This is a genomic window from Runella sp. MFBS21 (genome assembly GCF_029433105.1).
Taxonomy (GTDB): Bacteria; Bacteroidota; Bacteroidia; order Cytophagales; family Spirosomataceae; genus Runella.
This window is the reverse complement of record NZ_JARNTW010000004.1, coordinates 262,010-283,299: the sequence shown is the minus strand read 5'-3', so window position 1 is coordinate 283,299 and position 21,290 is coordinate 262,010. Positions and strand designations below refer to the sequence as shown.

The following is a 21,290-nucleotide window of genomic DNA, read 5'->3' as shown; positions in this document are numbered from 1 at the left end:
GGTATTCACTACTTTTTTCCATTGTATAGATAATGTTGAGTTTTTTTAGAGTCAATGCTCCTTATCAAATCCTGAGTCTCATCATCGTTTTGGTGATTCTTCAGTTTCCTTTTTATATCTCACCCCCCGAACTACTCGTACCCGAACTTCAATGGATGTTGGTGGGAGAAAAAATGGGGCAGGGTTTTATGTTGTACCGAGATGTGTGGGACAACCTTAGTCCTCTGTCTGCCTTGGTCTATTGGGGTGTGGACGAACTCTTTGGACGCTCTCCTAGCGCCCACCGTACCATTGCCAATATCATTATCATCATTCAAGCAGTTTATTTCAACTATATATCGGGAGAGAGACAGCTTTTTACGGAGCGCAATTACGTGCCAGGGATTTTGTACGTGCTTTTTATCAACGTATCTTTTGACTGTAGTACGCTTTCTCCAGTGCTAATGGCTACCACCTTTGTTTTGTTTGCATTTGGTACACTTATCCGCCAAATGCAACGCGATGGTGTCACCGATGAAGTGTTTGAGCTGGGGTTTTATCTAAGTGTGGCGACTTTGTTTTATTTGCCGATGGGGCTTTTTTCACTTTGGGCATTTGCCTCCTTGCTTTTATACACAGGAAGTAATTTTCGCCAACATACCCTTGCATTTTTTGGATATGTATTTCCGATTGTACTCGTCATATTGTTGTTCTTTTTCAAAGATTCCCTCGACGATCTTAGTCAAAACTTACTTACTTCTGCTTTTCGGACACACCGCTATTATTTGAGTGATTTTTTGGCCGTATTTAGTACCATGGGAGGGATTATTTTATTGGGAGGACTAGGTTTTTTTCAAACCATTGGGTATCCTCGGTTTATCAATTATCAGAGCCGTTGTCAGCAGATTATGGTGTTGTGGTTTATTGTAGCAATCATTTCCATCGGGCTAATGCCTTTTGTGGCTCCCATGCAATTCGTGATTTTTATACCTCCATTGGCTTTTTTCTCAGTCAACTTCTTTTTGCTCATGAAGCGTTACCTGCTTTCTGAGATTCTTTTCATTGTGGTGTTTTTGACCATCGCTTTTTTCAGGTACCAATCGTCTTTGTTGGAAAAGCCAATTTTGTTGAATCAATCCGTTCGATTAGAGAATTTGCGCACAAAGAAAGCCCTCTTACCCGCCGAAATCACCCAGCAAAAGATATTGGTGATCGGAGATGATGAGGGCGAATACTCCAACAATTTCCCTGCAACGCCTTATATCAACTGGGAACTGGCTCGCAAGGATTTTGAAAATCTCAATAGCTATGAAAGTGTCATTAGCATTTTTGATAAGTTTGTAGCAGACCCTCCTACCTATATTATTGATAAGGAGCAAATGATGCCTCAATTGTTTACGCGCTTACCCGAAATCGGTAAACAATATCAAAAAACCTCATGGAAAGGTATTTATAAGCGCATCACACCTTCTTATGCCAACAGTAAATGACCAATCAGCATTCTGTCATACTCAATGCCAAACCTGCCTCTGAGGTTTCTTTGTATTTTTTTGACATATCACGCCCTGTGGCTCGCATTACTTTAATAACGCTATCGAAAGAAATTTTTTGCATCTCTGGCTCAATGGTCATGGCCAATAAGTAGGCATTGTAAGCTTTGGCTGCCCCCATGGCGTTGCGTTCGATACACGGAATCTGCACATATCCTCCGATAGGGTCACAAGTCATCCCCAAATGATGTTCAATACCGATTTCGGCGGCAGCTTCTACCTGAGCCATATTGCCTCCAGCTGCATAGGTCAGCATAGCAGCACCCATAGCCGAAGCGGTTCCGATTTCGCCCATGCACCCCATTTCAGCACCTGATATACTGGCATTGTGTTTCACCAAAAAACCCACTGCTGCCGCTGCCAGCATTCCGTCACGCATTTTTTGGGGAGAATAATGAAAATGATATTTCATCAAATAAGTCAAACCCGGAAATACGCCCGAGGCCCCGGAGGTAGGTGCTGTCACCACAATACTCCCAGCAGCGTTTTCTTCAGAAGCCGCCAAACAATAAGCGTTTAGAAATATCAAAAAGCTGTCAGTAGTGGAGGCATGTTGTTTGGCTCGCTCATATAAAATAGCTGCTTTCCGTTGGAGTCGAATGTTACCAGGCAATGCCCCTTTTGCTCTAATACCCCGCTTAACTGCCTTGTGCATAAAAGTCAACACTTGATCAATTTTTTGCAGAATCTCTTTTTCAGTCAATCCCGTGAGTGACTTTTCGTTTTGTATCATCAATTGGGTTAAGGTCAGGCCACTTTGCTTCAATTGAATTTTTAATTCCTCCATAGTAGAATAAGGGTATTTGGGCTGAGTTTGACGTGTACCTTCGGGCGCTTGGCCCTTTTCTTGGATAAACCCTCCTCCAATCGAATAATACTCTCTTTCAAATAAAACATGCCCGTGTATATCTACCAATTTCAAAATCATGGTATTTGGATGTGGAAAATTGGTTTTTCCTTTATGATACACCACATCTAACCCTCCTACATATACTGATACCTCTTGAAACACCACAGGATACGTATCTTGGTCGGTTTTCATGATAGAATTCAACAATTTAGGGTCGCAGGTATGAGGTTGCCATCCTAACAATCCTCCCACAATAGCCCTATCAGTACTGTGTCCTTTGCCAGTAGCGCTCAGTGATCCATAAAGATGTATCTGAATTTTGTGAGCCTGCTGTGCCAGATCTGGAGCTATTGTCTCTAGCTGCTTTCTAAAAAGATAAGCGGCTTTCATAGGGCCAATTGTATGCGAACTAGAGGGCCCTGGGCCTACTTTAAATAAATCAAAAAATGAAGTAGTAATTGGGTTAGGAGTAGGCATAAGTTTCAAAGAGGTTATAAACAAGTGCGAGATAGTAGCCAAAAATACGCTTTTTGGTACTATCTCGCCGTAGGGGTAAAGTAAAAAAAAATCTTTGTCCCCAAAAAGCCCTAAGAAACCTCCTCGGCTATCATTCCCCCATGAGACTTAGTCGTTATTATTTCTAAGAGGCGTTTTTGTTTGCGCTTGGAAATAATGTTTGGATTTTTTTCCATAACACTAAGTAAAATCCTTTGAGTAAGCGAAAGATACTTGCTCACCTTAGGTTGATCCATCCCAAAGCTAAGTGCTAGCTGCTCTTGGGGTACCCCTCCTTTCAAATATACCAACACAAAAAGCAATGCATCTTGAGAATCCGCGAATATGCTATTTTTACGAGTGGACAATTGCCTTCTTAGGCGAGGGTTACCATCAAAAGTATAGTTAGAAAAATAAGTCTGCCACCCGTCTTTAAAATACTGGTGAAGCTGCTTGAACTCATCTTTCTTTAAACCTGTTAATCGTCGAAGATTTTTTTCATCAGATTGTAAATCTTCGTAACGCTGAATCATAATCCAAACCATAGAAGCATTAAATTGAGAATAGAAATGTGTATTTTGATAGATACCTTGCTTATACTTGTTTTAACATAGAAGTTGGACTCATGGCAAACTTCTTTTTGAATGCCTTGTCAAAATTAGCAGCGCTTGTATATCCCAATTGGGAAGCAATCTCAGAGACAGTCCATTTGTTTTGTAGAAGTTGATTTTTAGCTACTTCTAGTTTTTGATTAAGGTGATATTCATAAGGAGGTAAGCCATATACTTGTTTGAAGCATTTTTTAAATTTGGACAAGCTCATGTTGGCTTCACTAGCTAGAAAGTCTAGATTGGGAAGAGGCTTGGTAGCTACAAAATACTTGTTTTCAATTGCCACAATACGTTTTAGATCGCTTTGATTTAGCTTCATCCCCAATTCTTCTACTGTGGTATAGCCTATTTGATTAATAAACTCAGCTATCAATTGATAGCACTTTGCCTGCGCTAATAGCTTCCAAGTAGGCGCGTGTACGTCCTCAAAAAGTTTGTTAAGTGATAAAGATTGTTCAAACAGCGCCATCCCTTTCATATACACCCCTGCTTCAGAAGATAACAAATTTAAAAACGCAGAATTTGTCTCATTATTTTTGGTCTCACTCAATCCAAGTTTTTCATAAAGCCACTCTCTTGAAAAACTAATAGCCACAAACCGTGAACGTTTACCTACAGCCCAGTGTGTATCTACAGTCATTTTAGAACTAAAAAACAAAGAAGATTTAAACGCCTGTGTGTGTTTTTGGGCTGCTCCTCCCGTTAAGTAATGGACATGAGCGTCTTCTGAATGAACGAACTGCAATGTCCAGTATTCGTTAGTTCCTAATGACACATTTACTGTATTGAGTGGTTTGTGCCAACACAAATCACCAATCAATACTGCAACCTCTTTATCAAAGATTGTTGCGTTTAACTTAACATACGAATGGCCTTCAGAATGATAAAATTCAGATGCTGATTTTGCTTCAACTCCAAATTGCTCCGCTACTTGACTCATCCAATCTCTGGATGGTTTTAAACTCAACTTGATCTCCATAAAAATGATCTTGAATAAGATTAGATACCCTATTTAATGGCTTGATCAAAGTAGTGGTAATGTGCGTAGTGCAAATTAAATAAAATTTTCTAATAAAAAACTTCAAAGTTATAATTTTGAAGTCATTTTTAATGCCTCTCTAAAGCGTTTTGGCGAATATCCTGTGCTTTTTTTGAAAACCGTATAAAACGATGACTCTGAATTGAAGCCCGAGTCTATCGCAATCGCAAAAATGGTAGCTGAGATATGGTTTTTGTCTTCTAAAAGCTGTTTAGCTCTTTTGACTCGGTATAAATTTATCAATTCGTTAAAATTAAGCCCCCACTCGTTATTGATTGTATAGGATAGTTGATGAGGGGTAATGTCAACCTTTTGAGCTAGCAAAGCCAAACTTAATTTAGAATTAAGAAATACTTCTTCACTTTCTAAAGCATGTCTAATACGTTTTACGTATTCTGTCTTTAAATTAGGGCATAACTCTTTTTTAAGACTTATAGTAGTATTGCTATCGGCTATACTCAGTTGGTATTTGGGTTCATTTTCTAGTAACTCTGTAGAGATTTTTACATCAGGATACTGGTCTATCGCAACACTATCTAGCTTCCAATCTTTGTACAACCCCACTCCCCACAACACGATTCCGCCCATGATGATACCTTGATTAACGATAAAATACAAATCGTTCTTCAGAGGTTGTCCTAAAAATAAGGAATTAGTACTGACCATGTAGCACAGCAAAAAAGTATACAAAAACAACCATAAAAAATAAGGCTTATATGTTTGTAGTATACTTTTGGGCTGAACCGAGAACTTATAAGCTATGTAGCTACATACTGCTAAATTATACAGAAACACTATTCCTACCGTCCCTTTAAATAAACTAGAACTATAAAACAACCCCGAGCTTACATACCCTCCTACATAGGCATACGAAAATAGTTTGATATAAAGGAAAGATGGTACCAGCATCCATTTGATGCTTCTGGAAGTAGGAGGAGTCAAAGAACTATTTAAAAGCCCTACCAACAAAACCGGCACGGTCAAACTAAGTGCTTCTGGCAACCATAAAAGATAACTTGCAATCGCTTTATGAAAATAAGAAACATAGCTCAGCAGCAACTGCTGTAGAGAATTTAACACACCCAAAAGTGCTAAATACTTACCAAACTGCCCTATTCGATAAATTTTTATTGCGAGTAATGTCGATAGGATTGCATTTATTATGAGTAAAATAGTCATCATAACGCATAGTATTATTCTCAAACCCAATACAATAATAAAACGAATACTCAATAACCCAAGGTATGTACGAAAAAAAAACGTTTTGGATTCACAAATCTAAAAAAAATAGAAAGAGAGCCTCCCTTTACAGAAAGCCCTCTCCTCTAAACACTTAAAAAGCACTTTGATGGTTTATTTTCTAGTCACCTTTATTGAAGTTTACGTACGGTTACTGGTACACAAACAGGTGAGGGCGAACAGTTAGAACATCCCCCCGCTGGTGCTATCACTGTCACGCTTACTGAGCAGGTATTAGCATCTGTCACCGTAACGTTAAGGTTGCCTCCACTTGCCGCAAATGGCCCAAATAACTGGGGAGTTCCATAATTGAAAGGCCCTGTAGGAGTCACACCACTCACCGTATAAGTAGTGCCACTTCCACCCGTTGGGTTAAGATTAAATGTAAATGTATCATCACCAGAATTGTCGGTAGTACCATTGTTGTTACAAATCGCTACTACACTTCCAACAATAGGTATTGGATTGACAGTGACTACCACTGTATCACGATCTACACACCCATCTACAGTTGTAATGGTCAAAATATAGGATTGAGTATTAGTAGGTGACACATTGATACTTGCCGTATTTTGGCCTGTATTCCATAAGTAACTACCACCTATCCCAGCTCCTGAGCCAGTGAGCGTCACAGCAGTGCCCGCACAGATTGGCGCAGGATCTAAACCAGCATTGGCTTCAGCTACTCTGTAGATTACAATCACTGGGCAACAGTTACCCGTAAGACATGCACCTACCACCGAGCTTGTAAATGTATAGCTACCAGAAGCAGTCGCAGTATAAGTAGAATCGGTAGCTCCCGGAATAATGGCTCCATTAAGATACCATTGATAGCCGGTAGCCCCCGCGGGTGCCGACAATGTCAGAGCAGTACCGGGACACAGTAAGAATGGCACCGATACGCACGCACTAGAGATAGTATCGGCATTGGCAGGGTCGATATCTTGCTCATTAAGCGCAAAAAGCTGGGCTATATTGGTCAGCACTCCACTCGAATCCGCACTCGCTGTAATCGTTAGGGCAAGACTCATAGTACTACCCCCTAAAGCACTACCTACGTTCCATATACCTGTTCCAGGATTATAGAAAGTTCCAGTGGGTGCCGAATGTGATACGTAATTAAGACCCGTAGGAAGTAAATCTTTAATTTTCAAACCTGTAGGCGATTCCATACCAGTTAAATCAGCCTCACGAGTAACGGTAACAGTAAATACTACATCTGTACCTGCTGATACACTATCAGCGTTCACGGTTTTGTTGATAGCAATATCCACTTGATTTTCGTCGCAAGCATTAGGAATACCATCCCCATCGGTATCCAACAAATCATCGCCCGAGCACCTATCCATACAATCAAGCATTCCGTCGCCGTCACTATCATTTTTTACAAAAGCATAATACACATTCAAATCATAACCTAAAGACACTAATCCCCCTGCGGTAATTCTAATTTCATTGAACGCACCCGTTACTTTAAATCCAAGCTGAGCGCGTGTACCTCCCAGAAGAGACGCCGTCAAAATACTTCCACTCGGGATACTCTGTACAGGTGTTCCATTCAAATAAGTGTTGATTGTAAGAACGCCTAGCACACTGGCATCAAGCAAACCTGATCCTTGCTGCACTACAAAACCAGCATATACGTCGCCTGGGCCATTTGAAATAGTATTGGCAAGATTTACTTGCAAATAACGAGAACATCCCACACCGATTGGAATAGATATTTGGGCCGCATCAGTGGTATCCGCATTAGTTGCATTGGTGGGATTTGATACTCCTCCACCTAAACACACCCCTCCAAAACCAGTATCGGTAGGATCTCCGCTATTGACATCCGCCCCCACCAAAGCATTGGTACAATCAAGGGGGCAGGAAGCAGGCCCCTCAAAAGCATAGTAAACATTCAAAGAAGATAACAGGGAAACCGACAAACTCCCATCCACAAAAAGCTGGATTTCATCAAAAGCTTGGGTTGTGGTCAAACTTACGATTTGTTTGCCTCCTGTGCCCGCCAGAGCCGATGCTTTCAATAAGCCTCCTCCTAGCGTCGCGGTTTGTTGTAATATCCCATTACGATAAGTACGGATTTGTAAAGCGCCCAAGATATCTGCAGATAACAGAGACGTCCCCATTCCTATCACAAAACCTGCTACATTTCCTGCTGGATAATACTGAAGTGAGTCCTTTACCGAAATCGCCGAGCCGCCTAGGAGTCCTACTGAGATACCCGTGGTTAGTGTCGTAAAGTTTGCAAGATTGCCATCAACTACGGGTGCCCCGTCCGCAGCTGTACAAAGCAAACATATTCCTGTATTGACACTGTTGATGTAGGCCCCTCTCCCTGCAATGGGATCCATACATATTTGATTGTTTTCTAGCGTCTGTTGTTGCGCTAGCACTTTAGAATGACTTAGGGTTAGAATGAAAAGCAGCATGCTTACCCCAACTGTACGTAGGAATTTGTACAACATGACCATAAAATGTTTAGTGTGAAAAGAGTATGTGGTGTCTATCTTTGATATACCACCAGCTATTCTTTTATCAACATTTTGACCAATCGATAAACAAACCCTAGAAAGTAACTTTGAGGAATATCAAATAATCTTTTAGGAAAAAAATATGCCTTTTTTTGGCATTTATATACTATTAATATATACTTATTAAGTATTTTACTTAATTCTTCGGAAGCGTATTTTTTAAAGCTGTCACCCTACTACAATATTCTAACCAAAACTTGAATAAATTATACAAAAACCTTTTAAGACAACAAAAAACCAATAGGAATATAAATAACATCTCTATTTTTAAAGGTTTCAAAACCATCTCAATAAATCAGTTTACCTCTCTAAGCGTATGTATTTAGAAAAGATCCAGAATCACTCTCTATTAAAAATCACATTAATACCATAGATAATACAAAATAAAACACAAGCCGACGTATAAAACATGAGCTAAATTAGGCTTGCCCAAAAATCGTTTCTTGTCTTCTTCAGGGTAAATGACTATACAAAAAAATGAAGCTACCAGCAATGCCAGTAGCTTCAACGAGTACAACAAAACCACAGTCAATTGCACGTCAGAAACGTGCCTGTGGTGTCGTTGTTTGGAGGCTTAAGCCTCTACCAAAAATTCATCATGTTGACTAATATCCAAACCTACTTTCTCATCTTCTTCAGACACACGCAAAGGTTCAATCAAATCAGTTACTTTCAAGATAATATATGACATTACAAAAGCAAATACTGATACTAAAACAAGCGCTATCAAGTGGTTTTTGAACAAGGTAAACTGTCCGTATGCCAATCCTTCATCTACTACCGCACCGTTGATACCTTTAGTAGCAAAAATACCAGTCATAAGCATACCCATCATACCTCCTACACCGTGGCAAGGGAATACATCCAAAGTATCATCAAGAGTAGTTTTGGTACGAAGATGTGCTAAATAGTTAGAAACGATTGAAGAAATCGCTCCGATAAAGATAGACTGAGGAATGGTCACAAAACCGCAAGCAGGAGTAATCGCAACTAAACCTACTACAGCACCGATAGAGAATCCAAGAGCAGAAGGTTTTTTACCTTTAGCAGTGTCGAAAAGAACCCAAGCAAGACCAGCAGCAGCAGCAGCAGTATTGGTAGCACCCAAAGCAGATACTGCCAAAGGACCTGAACCTACCGCCGAACCTGCATTGAAACCAAACCAACCGAACCAAAGAAGACCTGTTCCGAGCAATACATAAGGGATATTGGCAGGGGGCAAAAAGTTGGCTTCAACGTGAGCACGACGACGCTTAAGATACAATGCTCCAGCCAAAGCAGCCCATCCAGCAGACATGTGTACTACTGTACCACCTGCAAAATCAAGTACTCCTAATTTAAACAAAAATCCGTCAGGGTGCCAAGTCCAGTGTGCCAAAGGTGCATACACAAAAATGCTAAACAATACCATGAACAAAATATAAGAACGGAATTTAATACGCTCTGCCAACGAACCTGTCACAAGAGCTGGAGTAATTACCGCAAACTTCAATTGAAAAAAAGCAAACAATGCCAATGGAATCGTAGGAGCGCCTCCCCAAGGTTTACCATCCAATACTCCATTAAACATAAAGAATGTAGTAGGATTACCAACCCAGCCTCCGATAGAATCTCCAAAAGCCAAGCTAAACCCAACCACAACCCAAACCACACTGATAACTCCCATCGCAATAAAGCTCTGAAGCATGGTTGAAATCACATTTTTATGGTTGACCATACCACCATAGAAATACGCCAAACCGGGCGTCATCAACAAAACGAAGGCTGTAGCAACAAGCATCCATGCGATGTCGCCTGTATCAAGGCCTTCCGTCACAATTTGAGTAGGGATAGCGGGCATCAAAATCCCTAGAAGGCTAATGCCCAACAAAATCACGAGTGGGATGTAATTTTTCATAAAATTATTTGACTGGTTTTGGTTGTACTTATAATTATTGAATTGTTAGTAGTTGGTATTTTTTCATTTTCAATACCAACTACTAAGTAGGGAAAGAGCATTAGAATTTATAAATCAAGGCAAGTCCCAAAGTAGATTGTGAGTTTTTGGAGTAAGCGCCTTTTGAATCTTCAAATTGTTGCAAATTGGTTTCGCCAGCACCGCTAAGTTTTTTGTAAGCATCTAAGCGGAATTCAGGTTTGATAAGCAAATGACCGTCAGCAAGGGTAAAGTTTCCAGTAAGTGTAAAAGAGTTAACTGAAGTTCCTTCATCTTTGCGGTTTAGTAAAGCGCGAGCACCACCTGTGTTATCAAAATACTCATAACGAGCACCAATGCTAAACAAATCGCTAGCCGCAACGCTGATATAACCTGCTGCACCACCCCAAGTTTTGGTATCTGTAGGGCCACCCGCACCTTGATAATCTCCTTTTTGAGAACCATAAGCCGCGTTTAATCCTAGCAATAATTTTTCAGTAGCTTGGTAAGTAGTAGCAATATCAAATACACGATAGTGAGCTGAAGGAGTATTTCCTTGTGCATCAGGGTTGGCTTCGTTGCTATTGATAAAGTTTAGATATACATTCCATCCTTCTACAGGATTCAAAAACAATTGAGAAATCAAGCCTTTTTTACGGTTGTTGTCGTCCAAGTTGTCGACATTATTAACAACCCCTACCATCAAAGACGCTTTGTCTGAAAACGCATAAGTACCTTTCACCCCAATGTGATAAAAAGGCCCATTGTTGAAAAGATTGGAAAGTGAATAGTTGAAGTTGACAGGAGCATCGATTACTTCATATCCAATGTGAGTACCAAACTGCCCAGCAGTCAAAGTAAGTTTGCTTGATGCTTTCCAGTTGAAATAAGCTTGTTTGATCGCAAGAGCTGTTCCGACTGCATTTCCGTAGTTACCCATATTGGCATTAGGTCCAAAAGTTAAGTCTACTACTACATCAGACTTATCATTGCTATACTGCATTTTGGTTTGAACCAAACCTAAAGAAATCTGACCTGATTTTTGATCAAATACACGAGCATAATAAGCACCAAGGTTTGAACGAGAAAGGGGCTTGTTGAAGTTTCCAGTGTAATAAGAGTCAATATAACCTGAGAATGTAAACTGACCTTTTTTCTCTTCTTCCTCCTCTGTTTTAGCTTCCGTTTTAGTTTCGGTAGTGGTTTCTGTTTTGCTTTCCGTCTTCGCTTCCTTCTTACTATCGTCCTTCACTTCGTCAATTCCCTTAGGAAAAGCCAAAAACGTTGCAAACAAACATAAAACAAGTAAACTTAGCTTTTGCATAATATTATTTTGTTTAAGGTGGGCATTATGTGGTTTTGTTTTCCGATACAAACTTTGGTCTATTTTTGTAAAAAACCAAATTTTTGGTTCATTTTTTAAGTATTTTTTCATAAAAATTTAATTTTTTGCTCATTTAATACCTACTATTATAGATAAATTTAATTATTTATTAACATAATACAATTTTTAATATTATTCTGTTTTATTAAAAAATTTCAAAATATTATTCTTCACCAACTTACTATACTAAGTAACCAAACATTTGAATATTTATATTTTTTTACTCTTTCAAAAGGTAACAAACCAATCCAGTGGTAAGAAGCCCAGAGAGATTTTGGCAAAAAAAAAGCCTCTGGACTAGTCCAGAGGCTTTGAATCGAAAAGAGCCTTTATGTACTTATGTTGGGCTATTCACCATGCATCCATGCTTTTTTAGCCAAGAGTGTATCTTCGTCTTCCTCATTGTCAGGATCTGGCACACAGCAATCTACCGGGCAAACAGCCGCACATTGAGGTTCTTCATGAAAACCTACGCACTCCGTACATTTGTCAGTGACAATATAATAAAACTCATTTGAAACGGGCGATTGTTTCAGTTTGGCATTCACAATCGTACCATCGCCATAGTCAATTTCTTCTAAAAGAGTCCCGCCAGCGTAGGTCCATTCTACGCCACCTTCATATATTGCAGTATTTGGACATTCTGGCTCGCATGCACCACAGTTGATGCATTCGTCAGTAATCATGATAGCCATAATTGCACTGTATCGTTTAGTTTTGGGATATTTGCACTCGCAATTGAAAAACAAATTTAACTATTTAAAGTTTCGGTTAGGTAATAAAAATCAGAAATCTTTGATTTCTTGTACTTTTCCTATAAATATTCCAATGAATTCTATCACCAAACGCATACGCCCTTTTGTGGAACTTGGCAAATTGCTCCACACTTCTATTCGCGAAGAAATCGCATACAGAGCACATTCTACCAACCCTTGGTTTACTCCTTCGGCAGTAGATGGAGCTTTGCTGGCAATAGCCCAACAATACCTCGATGAAGAAAAACTCACCCAATGGCTCAGTGAATATCCTAATCTTTATTTAGAAGATGTTGATATTCCTAAAAAAGTCGGAGTTGTCATGGCAGGTAATATTCCTGCTGTAGGTTTTCATGATTTGCTAGCAGTTTTAATAAGTGGGCATCATCTATTGGCTAAACTCAGTACCGACGACCGCACGCTGATGTTGTTTATCATCCAAAAGCTCATCGACATTGAGCCTGCTTTAGCCTCTCGCATCTCTGTAGCAGAGCGCCTCAACGATGCCGATGCTTTCATCGCTACTGGCAGCGACAATACTGCCCGTTACTTCGAATATTATTTTTCTAAGAAACCGCATTTAATCCGCCGTAACCGTACCTCGCTTGGTATCCTAAATGGCAGCGAGTCGACAGAAGAGCTAATGGCACTAGCCACCGATATTTTGCTGTATTTCGGGCTAGGTTGCCGTAATGTCTCTAAAGTTTTGGTACCTGCCGGCTATGATTTTATCCCTTTTTTGACCTTGGTTGAAACTCACTTTGAAGAATACCGGCATCATTATAAGTATTTCCATAATTATGAGTACAACAAGTCTATCTATCTCATCAATGGCGATGCACACTTAGACAACGGTTTTTTGATAGTGAAAGAAAGTGAAGGGTTAGTTTCTCCTATCTCTGTATTGTTTTTTGAAGAATATAAATCTCAAAATCACCTTAGCGAATTAGTAGAGCTACACCGTCCTAAACTCCAGTGTATTGTTTCGCAAGAAGGTAGTTTTGAAGGGAGTCTACCCTTTGGACAAGCTCAAGCGCCTTCGCTTTCTGATTATGCAGATGGAGTAGATACGATGACGTTCCTGACAAATTTATAAGCTAAAAAAAGCTCTCCCTGTATATGTTATGATGCAGGGAAAGCTTCTTTTTAAATTCCGTAGCGAGTTTCTTCTACGATATAATCTACCACTTTGCTGAGATCCTTGGTCGCTTCCCAAACGGCAAGCTGACGGTCAGCGCCGGTTCCCATTTCTAGAATTTTGTGAATATATTCGACTTCTTTTCTGCTACCGAGGTCGTCCAATACATCATCTACAAACTCTAAAAGTTCTTGGGCCAAATTATAATAAGGCACCTCTTCTTTACGACCAAAATCAATCAATTTTCCATGAATACCATAGCGAGCTGCCCGCCACTTATTTTCATTGATAAGGATCTTCCGATAATGCTGGAAGTTGAGGTTTTTGCTCATCAATTTTGAAATTTTGGCCACCAATGCCTGCATCAACGCTGCCAAGCAGATGGTTTCGTCGGCTCGCATTGGTATATCACACACGCGGTATTCGATGGTATTGTAGAAAGGATGTAGACGCATATCCCACCAAATCTTTTTACCGTTGTCGATACAGCCCGTTTTTACTAAAAGATTGACATAATCATCATAATCGTGGGCCGTCTCAAAATATTCAGGGATACCTGTACGGGGAAATTTATCAAATACCTTTGATCGATATGATTTAAAGCCCGTATTTCGTCCACACCAAAAAGGAGAATTGGTGGAGAGGGCGTAAATATGGGGCAAAAAGTAGGTAAGTGAATTTAGTAACTTAACTCCCGTATCACGGTCAGGGATACCGATGTGGACGTGCAGCCCAAAAATCAAATTACCTCTAGCTACATCACGCATTTCCTCAATGAGTTTGTCATAGCGTGGATTGGGCGTGATAAGTTCGTCTTGCCAATCTGAGAAAGGATGCGTCCCGGCCGCCGCAATTTTAAGATTTTGCTGAGCCGCTAAGTCAATAATCATCTTTCTGAGGTAAGTCACCTCTTGGCGAGCTTCTTGGATATTAGTGCAGATATTGGTACCTACTTCTACCACCGATTGGTGCATTTCGGCAGTCACTCGTTCTTTCAGGATGATTTTCCCGTCTTCTACGATTTTTGACATATGCGAACGCAACGCCCGTGTTTCAGGGTCGATGGTCTGAAATTCCTCTTCGATTCCGATTGTAAACATAGACATAGGCTAGAAAGTAGAGTTAGAGTCCTAGCAAGGAAATTCCTTGCTAGGGCTTGAGTCTGAATATTATTTTTTAGACTTTTTGGCGGGTGTGGGTTCCTCTGCTTTTGCTTTTTTAGGCGCAGGGGCTTTCTTGGGTTTTTCTTCCGTCTGCTCTACGTCTCCTTTGGCGAGGTTTGTGATAGGAAGATTCATAGCAGAAGTACGTACAAAACTTCCCCATGTCAGGTTCATTTTACCGTCTTTGTGGGATTTGGCCTTTTCAATGGCCATTTTGGCGGCATTGTCCACAATCCAATCAAAATTTTCTTGCCCTACAGAATGAATGTCGGCGTCTGGAGCAGGATTACAGAAATCAATGGCATACGGAATCCCATCATGTACAGCAAACTCTACGGTATTGAAATCATATCCTAAGGCTTTGTTGAGGCGAAGTACGTAATCGGTAATCGTCGCAATCAATTTTTTGTGTGCTTCTCCCGTAGTTTTAGGCTGAGTAGCGTAGCGCAAATGATGCGGATTGCGTGGCTCATAGGGCATGATGTGGACATATTTTCCTCCCAAACAATAGCACCGATAATAATCCTCAAAAGTAACTTCACTCTGAAGGAGCATTACCAATTGTTCGGTTTCGGCGTGTTTGGCCCAAAGGTCGTCCATATCATGAATTTTATATACGCTTTTCCAACCTCCGCCTGCGTGTGGTTTCATGTATGCAGGAAAACCTACATACTCAAACATCTCCCCCCAAGCCATCGGCATTTTGAGATTTCGGAACGAGGTTTCTGTGGTATCTGTGGGGCGTTCTTTTGAAGGCATTAAGACTGTATTAGGTACAGGCACACCCAACTTTACGGCCAAAGCATTATTGAAAAATTTCTCGTCGGCACTCCACCAAAAAGGGTTGTTGATAACTGCCGTACCACAAAGAGCCGCATTTTTGAGGTACGCCCTATAAAAAGGCACATCTTGCGAAATACGGTCAATAATAACGGCATAATCGGTAGGCTCTCCTTGTACTACTCTATCTATAAGCACAGGCTCAGCTACGATGTCGGTGCCCTCTAACTCATTGACTCTCTCCACAAAAGCCTGTGGGAAAGTATTTTCCATTCCGTGAAGTATTCCAATTTTTTTCATACATGTAAAAGCCCCCTACCCCAAGGGGAAATTTTTAGTTTGTTAGATTGCACAAGCTCCTATGGGGCAAGAAGCCTGCGGTTAGAGTCCCATTTTTGAGATATAGTCTGGAAACATTTGATTCCAAAGCGGCCAATCGTGTTTTTCCCAACCTCTTACGTCGAGCCAATGATGAATACCCTTATTTTTCAAAATTCCTGACATTGTGAGGTTGTCATTGAGACAAATATCCCACTCAGACGTGCCTAGTACAATCTTCATATGATTGTATTTCCAACTTTCTTCGTTGGGGATAAATTCGACTGGGTTGTTGAAATAAACGGTATGGTCAGTATACCCTTCCAAGAAGCTTCTGACATCAAAAGCCCCGCTCATACTAAACATATAGGCTACTTTATCGGGATGTTTGAAGGCAAAATTGAGCGCATGATAGCCTCCAAAACTACACCCCGCTACTGCGATTTTATCAACATTGGCTTCGTAGCGCATCGCTGGCACTAGCTCCTCATTCAAAAAGCGGTCATATACAGCATGATTGTGAGCTCGTACGGCAGGAGTCAGGTGCTTGGCATACCAACTATCTTTATCAATACCGTCAATCAAATACAATTTGATTTTTCCAGATTCTACAAACCATCTCACCGATTCCGTTAAGCCAGCGTCCTTGTTTTGATAAAAACGCCCCATCGATGTAGGGAACAATAGAATAGGATAGCCCCAATGCCCCAATACCAGCATTTCAATATCACGGCCTAAGGTGGGCGAATACCATTTTTGATATGTTTCTTTCAAGGTTGATAAAGTGTTTGATAAAGAAATATTTTGTCGAAATATATACAAAAACCGAGAATTACAAGATTATCACTCAAAAATTGTGTAAAAGTGGATTTCCCTCTACTTTTGAAACCATTATCAAAACTTAAAAGTTAGAAAGTTAAGCATTCATCACAGTATATTTTTGCTTAAGTGGATGCACTATCATAACCATTTTATTTACCATGACCCGTCTTAGTGTAAATATCAACAAAATTGCCACGCTACGCAACTCCCGTGGAGGCAATAATCCCAATGTGGTAAAAACAGCACTCGATTGTGAAAGTTTTGGAGCACAAGGAATTACGGTACACCCGCGCCCCGATGAGCGCCATATTCGATACCAAGACGTGTTGGATTTAAAAGAAGTCGTAAGCACTGAGTTCAACATTGAGGGGAATCCTACCGAAAAAAAATTTATCGAACTCGTACTTCTAGCCAAACCTGCGCAAGTCACGCTTGTACCTGATGCCCTCGGCGCTATCACTTCCAATGCCGGCTGGGATACCATCACCCATCGCGAAAGATTGACGGATTTGGTGGGCATTTTCAAAGAAGCGGGCATTCGTGTGTCGGTTTTTGTGGACCCCGACGAAAAAATGGTAGAAGGGGCTAAAATATGTGGCGCCGACCGCGTAGAATTATATACCGAGCCCTACGCGACTCATTATCCCGAAAATCCTGCAAAAGCGGTAGAGGCTTATGTAAAAGCCGCTAAAATAGCCCACGAAATAGGACTTGGTCTTAATGCAGGTCATGATTTGAGTCTCGAAAATCTTCGGTATTTGAAAGAACAAATTCCGTATTTGGACGAAGTTTCGATTGGTCATGCGCTTATTTGCGATGCTCTTTATTATGGCCTCGAAAATACCATACAGATGTATCTGCGTGAGTTAGAATAAAGATTTTACGTAATTATTGAGCCGTAGGCAATAAGCGTTAAGCAGTAGGCATTTTTTGCGATGTTTATAGGCAATCACAGCGGAGAATCGCTGCTTATGCAAAACCATTCTTAATAAAAAGCTTACGGCCTACGCGGCCGCCCGCGCGGAGCATCTTGCTAAGTAGTTATGATTTCACAATATACTTTTCAAAACTTAGAAGCATTATTTCCTTCAAACCTCTTACAATAGCATGTCGAAAAAAATCATTTTGACCGCCGCCGCCCCTGCTCCTATCGGCCCTTATTCTCAAGCTGTATTGGCAGGCAATACCCTCTATGTATCAGGACAAATCCCCATCGATCCCGCCACTGGCAATCTCGTCGTAGGAAGTATCGAAGATGAAGCACAACAAGTGATGCGAAACCTAGAAGCCATTCTGAAAGAAGCAGGATTGGGCTTTGAGAATGTGGTCAAAACCAGTATTTTCTTGAAAGACATGAACAACTTCGGGAAAGTAAACGAAGTATATGGGCAATTTTTTACGGGCGATTATCCCGCCCGCGAAACGGTAGAAGTGGCTCGTTTGCCCAAAGATGTAAATGTAGAAATATCAGTTATTGCCCTAAAAGACTAAAAATAGGTGGTTCATAAATAAAACCTCAATTTTGACTTTTACGAAGTCGTTTGCGTGCAGGGAATAACCTTATGCTACAAATATTGGGCTTCTCCGAAGCTCTAAAGGCATCCCTGCTTAGGAGAGGCAAAAGGTTTGTAGCTAGCTAACAAAGTCCTTACAAACAGCAAACGGCTTCGGAGAAGTCAAATTAATTAGTTCAAAAACTCATAAATACCTGCTACGCCTTGACCACCGCCTACGCAGGCTGTCACCATTCCGTATTTTTGCTGACGACGACGCATTTCGTTAAATAGCTGTACCGAAAGCCTAGCACCTGTTGACCCTAAAGCATGCCCTAGTGCAATAGCACCTCCGTTAGGGTTGAGTTTGGTGGGGTCAATGCCCAATTCTCTCACCACCGCTAAAGACTGCGCGGCAAAAGCCTCATTCAATTCTATTTGGTCAATATCATTCAGCGATAGTCCTGCTTGCTTGAGCGCGATAGGTATTGCGGCTACTGGGCCAATCCCCATAATACGAGGCTCTACTCCTGCTGACGCATAAGACATCATACGCGCGACCGGCTTGAGATTCAGCTCATTCACCATCCGTTCTGACATCACTACTACAAAAGCCGCCCCATCGGAAGTCTGCGACGAATTACCCGCTGTGACGCTTCCGCCCGCTGCAAATACGGGCTTTAGCTTACCCAATGCTTCCAGATTGGTGTCTGCGCGTGGGCCTTCGTCTTTGCTTACCACATATTCTTTATTTTTCTTTTTGCCGCTATTGGCGTCAAAATAAGTTTCTTTGACTGTAATTGGTACTATTTCACTGTCAAACTTCCCTTCTTTCTGCGCCGCTAGCGCTTTTTGGTGAGAAGCAAAAGCAAAAGCATCTTGGTCTTCACGACTGATTTTGTACTGATTGGCTACTTGCTCAGCCGTAAGTCCCATACCAATATAATAATCGGCGTGTTCTTTGGCGATTTCATAATTAAGCGCCGTTTTCCAACCCGTAGTTGGTACCATCGACATAGACTCTACCCCACCCGCTACAATACAATCGGCAATACCTGCGTGAATTTTGGCGGCAGCTATTGCAATCGCCTCTACTCCTGACCCACAATAACGGTTGATAGTAAAGCCTGGAACACTTTTGGGAAGTGCTAACAAAGATATGAAACGGGCGATTTGCATCCCTTGTTCTGCTTCTGGGACAGCATTTCCAACAATAAGATCATCTACGCGAGCGGGGTCGAGTTGAGGAAGTTGAGCCATCATATGCTTGATTACTTCCGCGCCCAAATCATCAGGACGAGTAAAACGAAAAACACCTTTGGGGGCTTTTCCCACTGCTGTACGATAACCAGCTACAATGTATGCGTTCATGTGTTAAGAATTATTGCTTCGTTTGAACTATTCACTACAAAACAAACAATTTTTTCGCAAAAAATACTCTGCAAGCATAACATTTTTCTAAAAAAAACGAAAATTTTTCCTTTATTTCTGCAAACCTCTCATCTTCTCAAACAACTACAGAAGTGAGAGTAAGTGTTGAAAACATCCTAGGTACAGCGCATCGCAATATTTTCAACAAAAAACCACAAAACCAAGCATATTACTACACCTAGCCTTGTGGTTGAATCAATCACCTTTTTCTTTGTTAAGTACTTACGCATAGTTAATCCATACCATAACCCTAGCCTAAAAACTCGGCGTTAAAACACAATAACTATTAGGTGTGCGCAAGCATTTACTAGTTTATTTCAATAGTTCCTGTAAGATACAATTTCACCTGACCTGCTATATCGACGCGCTCTCCTCTCAATTTTGTTTTAAGATAGCCACCTCGTGGAGATACTTGAAGTGCTACAAATTCATCTTTTTTGAGTTTTTCGGCCCAATAAGGCGTCAAGCTTGTATGTGCAGAACCCGTTACAGGATCTTCGGCAATACCCGACTGTGGCGCAAAAAATCGCGATACAAAATCTACTTCATCGCCTTTGGCTGTCACAATCACCCCACGAGCGGGCACAGTGGATAAGACAATCACATCAATGTCGAGATTACGAACCAATGACTCGCTTTCCAATACCACCAAAAAATCAGTTTTACCCCGTAATATCTCCACGGGGGTAATCTCACCAAGTGCTTCTAACAAAGCCGGTGGAGTCAGAAGTTGCTTGTGGAGCATCATATCCACCGGAAAATCCAACACCAACCAATCATCCTCTTTAGTCACTTTCAATTCACCGCTACGCGAATCAAAACGAATTGTATCATGAGGATAGTTGTCCAAATTAAAAATTACGTAGGCCGTAGCAAGCGTGGCATGCCCACACAAGTCCACCTCTACTGTAGGCGTAAACCAACGAATATGAAATCCCTCTTCTGTGGGAACATAAAAAGCTGTTTCGGCCAGGTTGTTTTCGGCCGCAATCGCCTGCATAGTGTCATCGGCAAGCCAAGAAGGAAGTGGAACTACGGCGGCAGGATTCCCCCCAAAAACATGATTTGTAAAAGCGTCTAACTGGTATAAAGGGAGTTGCATATAAAATTAGTTGGTCCTGTATATGAAACATTTATACTTCTACGGTGGTTCGCCACAGAAGTATAAAACTTGAATCAGCATCTATTACACCACCCGCTGCCTTTCTGCCCAACTAATTTTTCTTAGCGATGTATTTATTAGAATATGTTTTTTCCTGAAACTGTTTGAAAGGCTCTTTGGTATGATTATCGTCGCCAAAGTAAGCCAATACTTGGTGAAACAACCGCGGCTCTAAATACCCTGATACCGGTTGAATCAAGTTCATTTTTTCATCCAAAATAACTGTAGTAGGATAGCCCGACACTTTGCCATTCATCATGCTTTTGAAAGATACTTTTCCGAGCATCACATCGGCATCTTTTTCAGGGTTGTATTTGACGGCGTAGAATTTTTTGTTGGCAAAATCCACCACTTCCGCATTTTTGAAAGTATTTTTATCCATCACCTTACACCATCCACACCAATCGGTATATAAGTCAATAAATACTTTACGTGGTTGTTTTTGGCTTAATTTATAAGCTTCGCTCAAGCTCACCCATTTAATTTTGGTTTCTTCTACATTAGAGCTTTTTGGTTTGAGTGCCATGAGGCTCACTAGCATTATTGCCACAAGCCCCGCTATTCCTATTTTTTTCATGGTTTCGTTTCAAAAGTTTGATTATTTGTAAACAAACGCTTATTGCAAAATG

The 21,290-nt window shown here is 40.9% G+C and carries 18 protein-coding genes; 4 read left to right on the top strand and 14 right to left on the bottom strand.

All coding sequences use genetic code 11. From position 1 onward, the window contains the following. The first annotated feature begins 32 nt into the window (after window positions 1–32). A complete protein-coding gene (locus P1X15_RS11580) occupies window positions 33–1,469 on the top strand; it encodes a hypothetical protein (protein WP_277338283.1) in 1,437 nt (478 codons plus the stop codon). 4 nt (window positions 1,470–1,473) lie between these two features. Here P1X15_RS11580 and P1X15_RS11575 read toward each other — a convergent pair whose 3' ends face one another. The 8 genes from P1X15_RS11575 to P1X15_RS11540 form a co-directional block, all read right to left on the bottom strand. Further along, a complete protein-coding gene (locus tag P1X15_RS11575) occupies window positions 1,474–2,856 on the bottom strand; it encodes an L-serine ammonia-lyase (protein WP_277338282.1) in 1,383 nt (460 codons plus the stop codon). A gap of 110 nt (window positions 2,857–2,966) precedes the next feature. After that, the gene (locus P1X15_RS11570; RefSeq protein WP_277338281.1) at window positions 2,967–3,419 is read right to left on the bottom strand and encodes a transposase family protein; all 453 of its coding nucleotides are present in this window, start codon (window positions 3,417–3,419) and stop codon (window positions 2,967–2,969) included. Between the two features lie 49 nt (window positions 3,420–3,468). Then, a complete protein-coding gene (locus tag P1X15_RS11565) occupies window positions 3,469–4,464 on the bottom strand; it encodes an AraC family transcriptional regulator (protein WP_277338280.1) in 996 nt (331 codons plus the stop codon). A 108-nt stretch (window positions 4,465–4,572) separates the two neighbouring features. Further along, a complete protein-coding gene (locus P1X15_RS11560) occupies window positions 4,573–5,604 on the bottom strand; it encodes an AraC family transcriptional regulator (protein WP_277338279.1) in 1,032 nt (343 codons plus the stop codon). A 290-nt stretch (window positions 5,605–5,894) separates the two neighbouring features. Then, window positions 5,895–8,234 (bottom strand): DUF11 domain-containing protein, encoded by a 2,340-nt coding sequence (locus P1X15_RS11555; protein ID WP_277338278.1) that lies wholly within the window; start codon window positions 8,232–8,234, stop codon window positions 5,895–5,897. Between the two features lie 640 nt (window positions 8,235–8,874). Next, window positions 8,875–10,197, bottom strand: a complete 1,323-nt coding sequence (locus P1X15_RS11550; RefSeq protein WP_277338277.1) for an ammonium transporter — start codon at window positions 10,195–10,197, stop codon at window positions 8,875–8,877. A 100-nt stretch (window positions 10,198–10,297) separates the two neighbouring features. After that, window positions 10,298–11,539, bottom strand: coding sequence for an outer membrane beta-barrel protein (locus P1X15_RS11545; RefSeq protein WP_277338276.1), 1,242 nt, complete (start codon window positions 11,537–11,539; stop codon window positions 10,298–10,300). Window positions 11,540–11,946: 407 nt separating this feature from the next. After that, window positions 11,947–12,294, bottom strand: a complete 348-nt coding sequence (locus tag P1X15_RS11540; protein WP_277338275.1) for a 4Fe-4S binding protein — start codon at window positions 12,292–12,294, stop codon at window positions 11,947–11,949. A 133-nt stretch (window positions 12,295–12,427) separates the two neighbouring features. Here P1X15_RS11540 and P1X15_RS11535 point away from each other — a divergent pair, with 133 nt between their 5' ends. Continuing rightward, complete coding sequence (locus P1X15_RS11535) at window positions 12,428–13,450, top strand: acyl-CoA reductase (protein ID WP_277338274.1); 1,023 nt, start codon at window positions 12,428–12,430, stop codon at window positions 13,448–13,450. Between the two features lie 50 nt (window positions 13,451–13,500). On the opposite strand, the gene P1X15_RS11530 is transcribed toward P1X15_RS11535, so the two are convergent. The 3 genes from P1X15_RS11530 to P1X15_RS11520 all read right to left on the bottom strand — a co-directional run bounded on the left by P1X15_RS11530 (window position 13,501) and on the right by P1X15_RS11520 (window position 16,527). Next, window positions 13,501–14,598: a carboxylate-amine ligase gene (locus P1X15_RS11530; protein WP_028664646.1), complete on the bottom strand. Its 1,098-nt coding sequence runs from the start codon at window positions 14,596–14,598 to the stop codon at window positions 13,501–13,503. 63 nt (window positions 14,599–14,661) lie between these two features. Next, the gene (locus P1X15_RS11525) at window positions 14,662–15,735 is read right to left on the bottom strand and encodes a RimK family alpha-L-glutamate ligase (protein WP_277338273.1); all 1,074 of its coding nucleotides are present in this window, start codon (window positions 15,733–15,735) and stop codon (window positions 14,662–14,664) included. Between the two features lie 81 nt (window positions 15,736–15,816). Continuing rightward, complete coding sequence (locus P1X15_RS11520) at window positions 15,817–16,527, bottom strand: esterase family protein (RefSeq protein WP_277338272.1); 711 nt, start codon at window positions 16,525–16,527, stop codon at window positions 15,817–15,819. 206 nt (window positions 16,528–16,733) lie between these two features. Here P1X15_RS11520 and P1X15_RS11515 point away from each other — a divergent pair, with 206 nt between their 5' ends. Continuing rightward, on the top strand, window positions 16,734–17,450 hold the full coding sequence (locus P1X15_RS11515; protein WP_277338271.1) for a pyridoxine 5'-phosphate synthase: 717 nt from the start codon (window positions 16,734–16,736) through the stop codon (window positions 17,448–17,450). Window positions 17,451–17,682: 232 nt separating this feature from the next. Next, a complete protein-coding gene (locus P1X15_RS11510) occupies window positions 17,683–18,066 on the top strand; it encodes a RidA family protein (RefSeq protein WP_277338270.1) in 384 nt (127 codons plus the stop codon). Window positions 18,067–18,260: 194 nt separating this feature from the next. Here the strand turns inward: P1X15_RS11510 and P1X15_RS11505 are convergent, their stop codons facing one another. From P1X15_RS11505 to P1X15_RS11495, 3 genes are all read right to left on the bottom strand, one after another. Further along, window positions 18,261–19,439, bottom strand: coding sequence for an acetyl-CoA C-acyltransferase (locus tag P1X15_RS11505; protein ID WP_277338269.1), 1,179 nt, complete (start codon window positions 19,437–19,439; stop codon window positions 18,261–18,263). Between the two features lie 367 nt (window positions 19,440–19,806). Beyond that, the gene (locus P1X15_RS11500; protein WP_277338268.1) at window positions 19,807–20,601 is read right to left on the bottom strand and encodes a PhzF family phenazine biosynthesis protein; all 795 of its coding nucleotides are present in this window, start codon (window positions 20,599–20,601) and stop codon (window positions 19,807–19,809) included. A gap of 112 nt (window positions 20,602–20,713) precedes the next feature. Beyond that, entirely contained in the window at window positions 20,714–21,238 is a 525-nt protein-coding gene (locus P1X15_RS11495; RefSeq protein ID WP_277338267.1) for a DUF255 domain-containing protein, read from the bottom strand. Between the last annotated feature and the right edge of the window lie 52 nt (window positions 21,239–21,290).

Excerpts from the sequence above, each read along its gene's own strand:
- P1X15_RS11575 (WP_277338282.1), bottom strand. The coding sequence starts at position 2,856 with ATGCCTACTCCTAACCCAATTACTACTTCATTTTTTGATTTATTTAAA.
- P1X15_RS11500 (WP_277338268.1), bottom strand. The coding sequence starts at position 20,601 with ATGCAACTCCCTTTATACCAGTTAGACGCTTTTACAAATCATGTTTTT.
- P1X15_RS11530 (WP_028664646.1), bottom strand. The coding sequence starts at position 14,598 with ATGTCTATGTTTACAATCGGAATCGAAGAGGAATTTCAGACCATCGAC.
- P1X15_RS11565 (WP_277338280.1), bottom strand. The coding sequence starts at position 4,464 with ATGGAGATCAAGTTGAGTTTAAAACCATCCAGAGATTGGATGAGTCAA.
- P1X15_RS11525 (WP_277338273.1), bottom strand. The coding sequence starts at position 15,735 with ATGAAAAAAATTGGAATACTTCACGGAATGGAAAATACTTTCCCACAG.
- P1X15_RS11555 (WP_277338278.1), bottom strand. The coding sequence starts at position 8,234 with ATGTTGTACAAATTCCTACGTACAGTTGGGGTAAGCATGCTGCTTTTC.
- P1X15_RS11535 (WP_277338274.1), top strand. The coding sequence starts at position 12,428 with ATGAATTCTATCACCAAACGCATACGCCCTTTTGTGGAACTTGGCAAA.
- P1X15_RS11545 (WP_277338276.1), bottom strand. The coding sequence starts at position 11,539 with ATGCAAAAGCTAAGTTTACTTGTTTTATGTTTGTTTGCAACGTTTTTG.
- P1X15_RS11580 (WP_277338283.1), top strand. The coding sequence starts at position 33 with ATGTTGAGTTTTTTTAGAGTCAATGCTCCTTATCAAATCCTGAGTCTC.
- P1X15_RS11540 (WP_277338275.1), bottom strand. The coding sequence starts at position 12,294 with ATGGCTATCATGATTACTGACGAATGCATCAACTGTGGTGCATGCGAG.
- P1X15_RS11505 (WP_277338269.1), bottom strand. The coding sequence starts at position 19,439 with ATGAACGCATACATTGTAGCTGGTTATCGTACAGCAGTGGGAAAAGCC.
- P1X15_RS11515 (WP_277338271.1), top strand. The coding sequence starts at position 16,734 with ATGACCCGTCTTAGTGTAAATATCAACAAAATTGCCACGCTACGCAAC.
- P1X15_RS11570 (WP_277338281.1), bottom strand. The coding sequence starts at position 3,419 with ATGGTTTGGATTATGATTCAGCGTTACGAAGATTTACAATCTGATGAA.
- P1X15_RS11550 (WP_277338277.1), bottom strand. The coding sequence starts at position 10,197 with ATGAAAAATTACATCCCACTCGTGATTTTGTTGGGCATTAGCCTTCTA.
- P1X15_RS11495 (WP_277338267.1), bottom strand. The coding sequence starts at position 21,238 with ATGAAAAAAATAGGAATAGCGGGGCTTGTGGCAATAATGCTAGTGAGC.
- P1X15_RS11510 (WP_277338270.1), top strand. The coding sequence starts at position 17,683 with ATGTCGAAAAAAATCATTTTGACCGCCGCCGCCCCTGCTCCTATCGGC.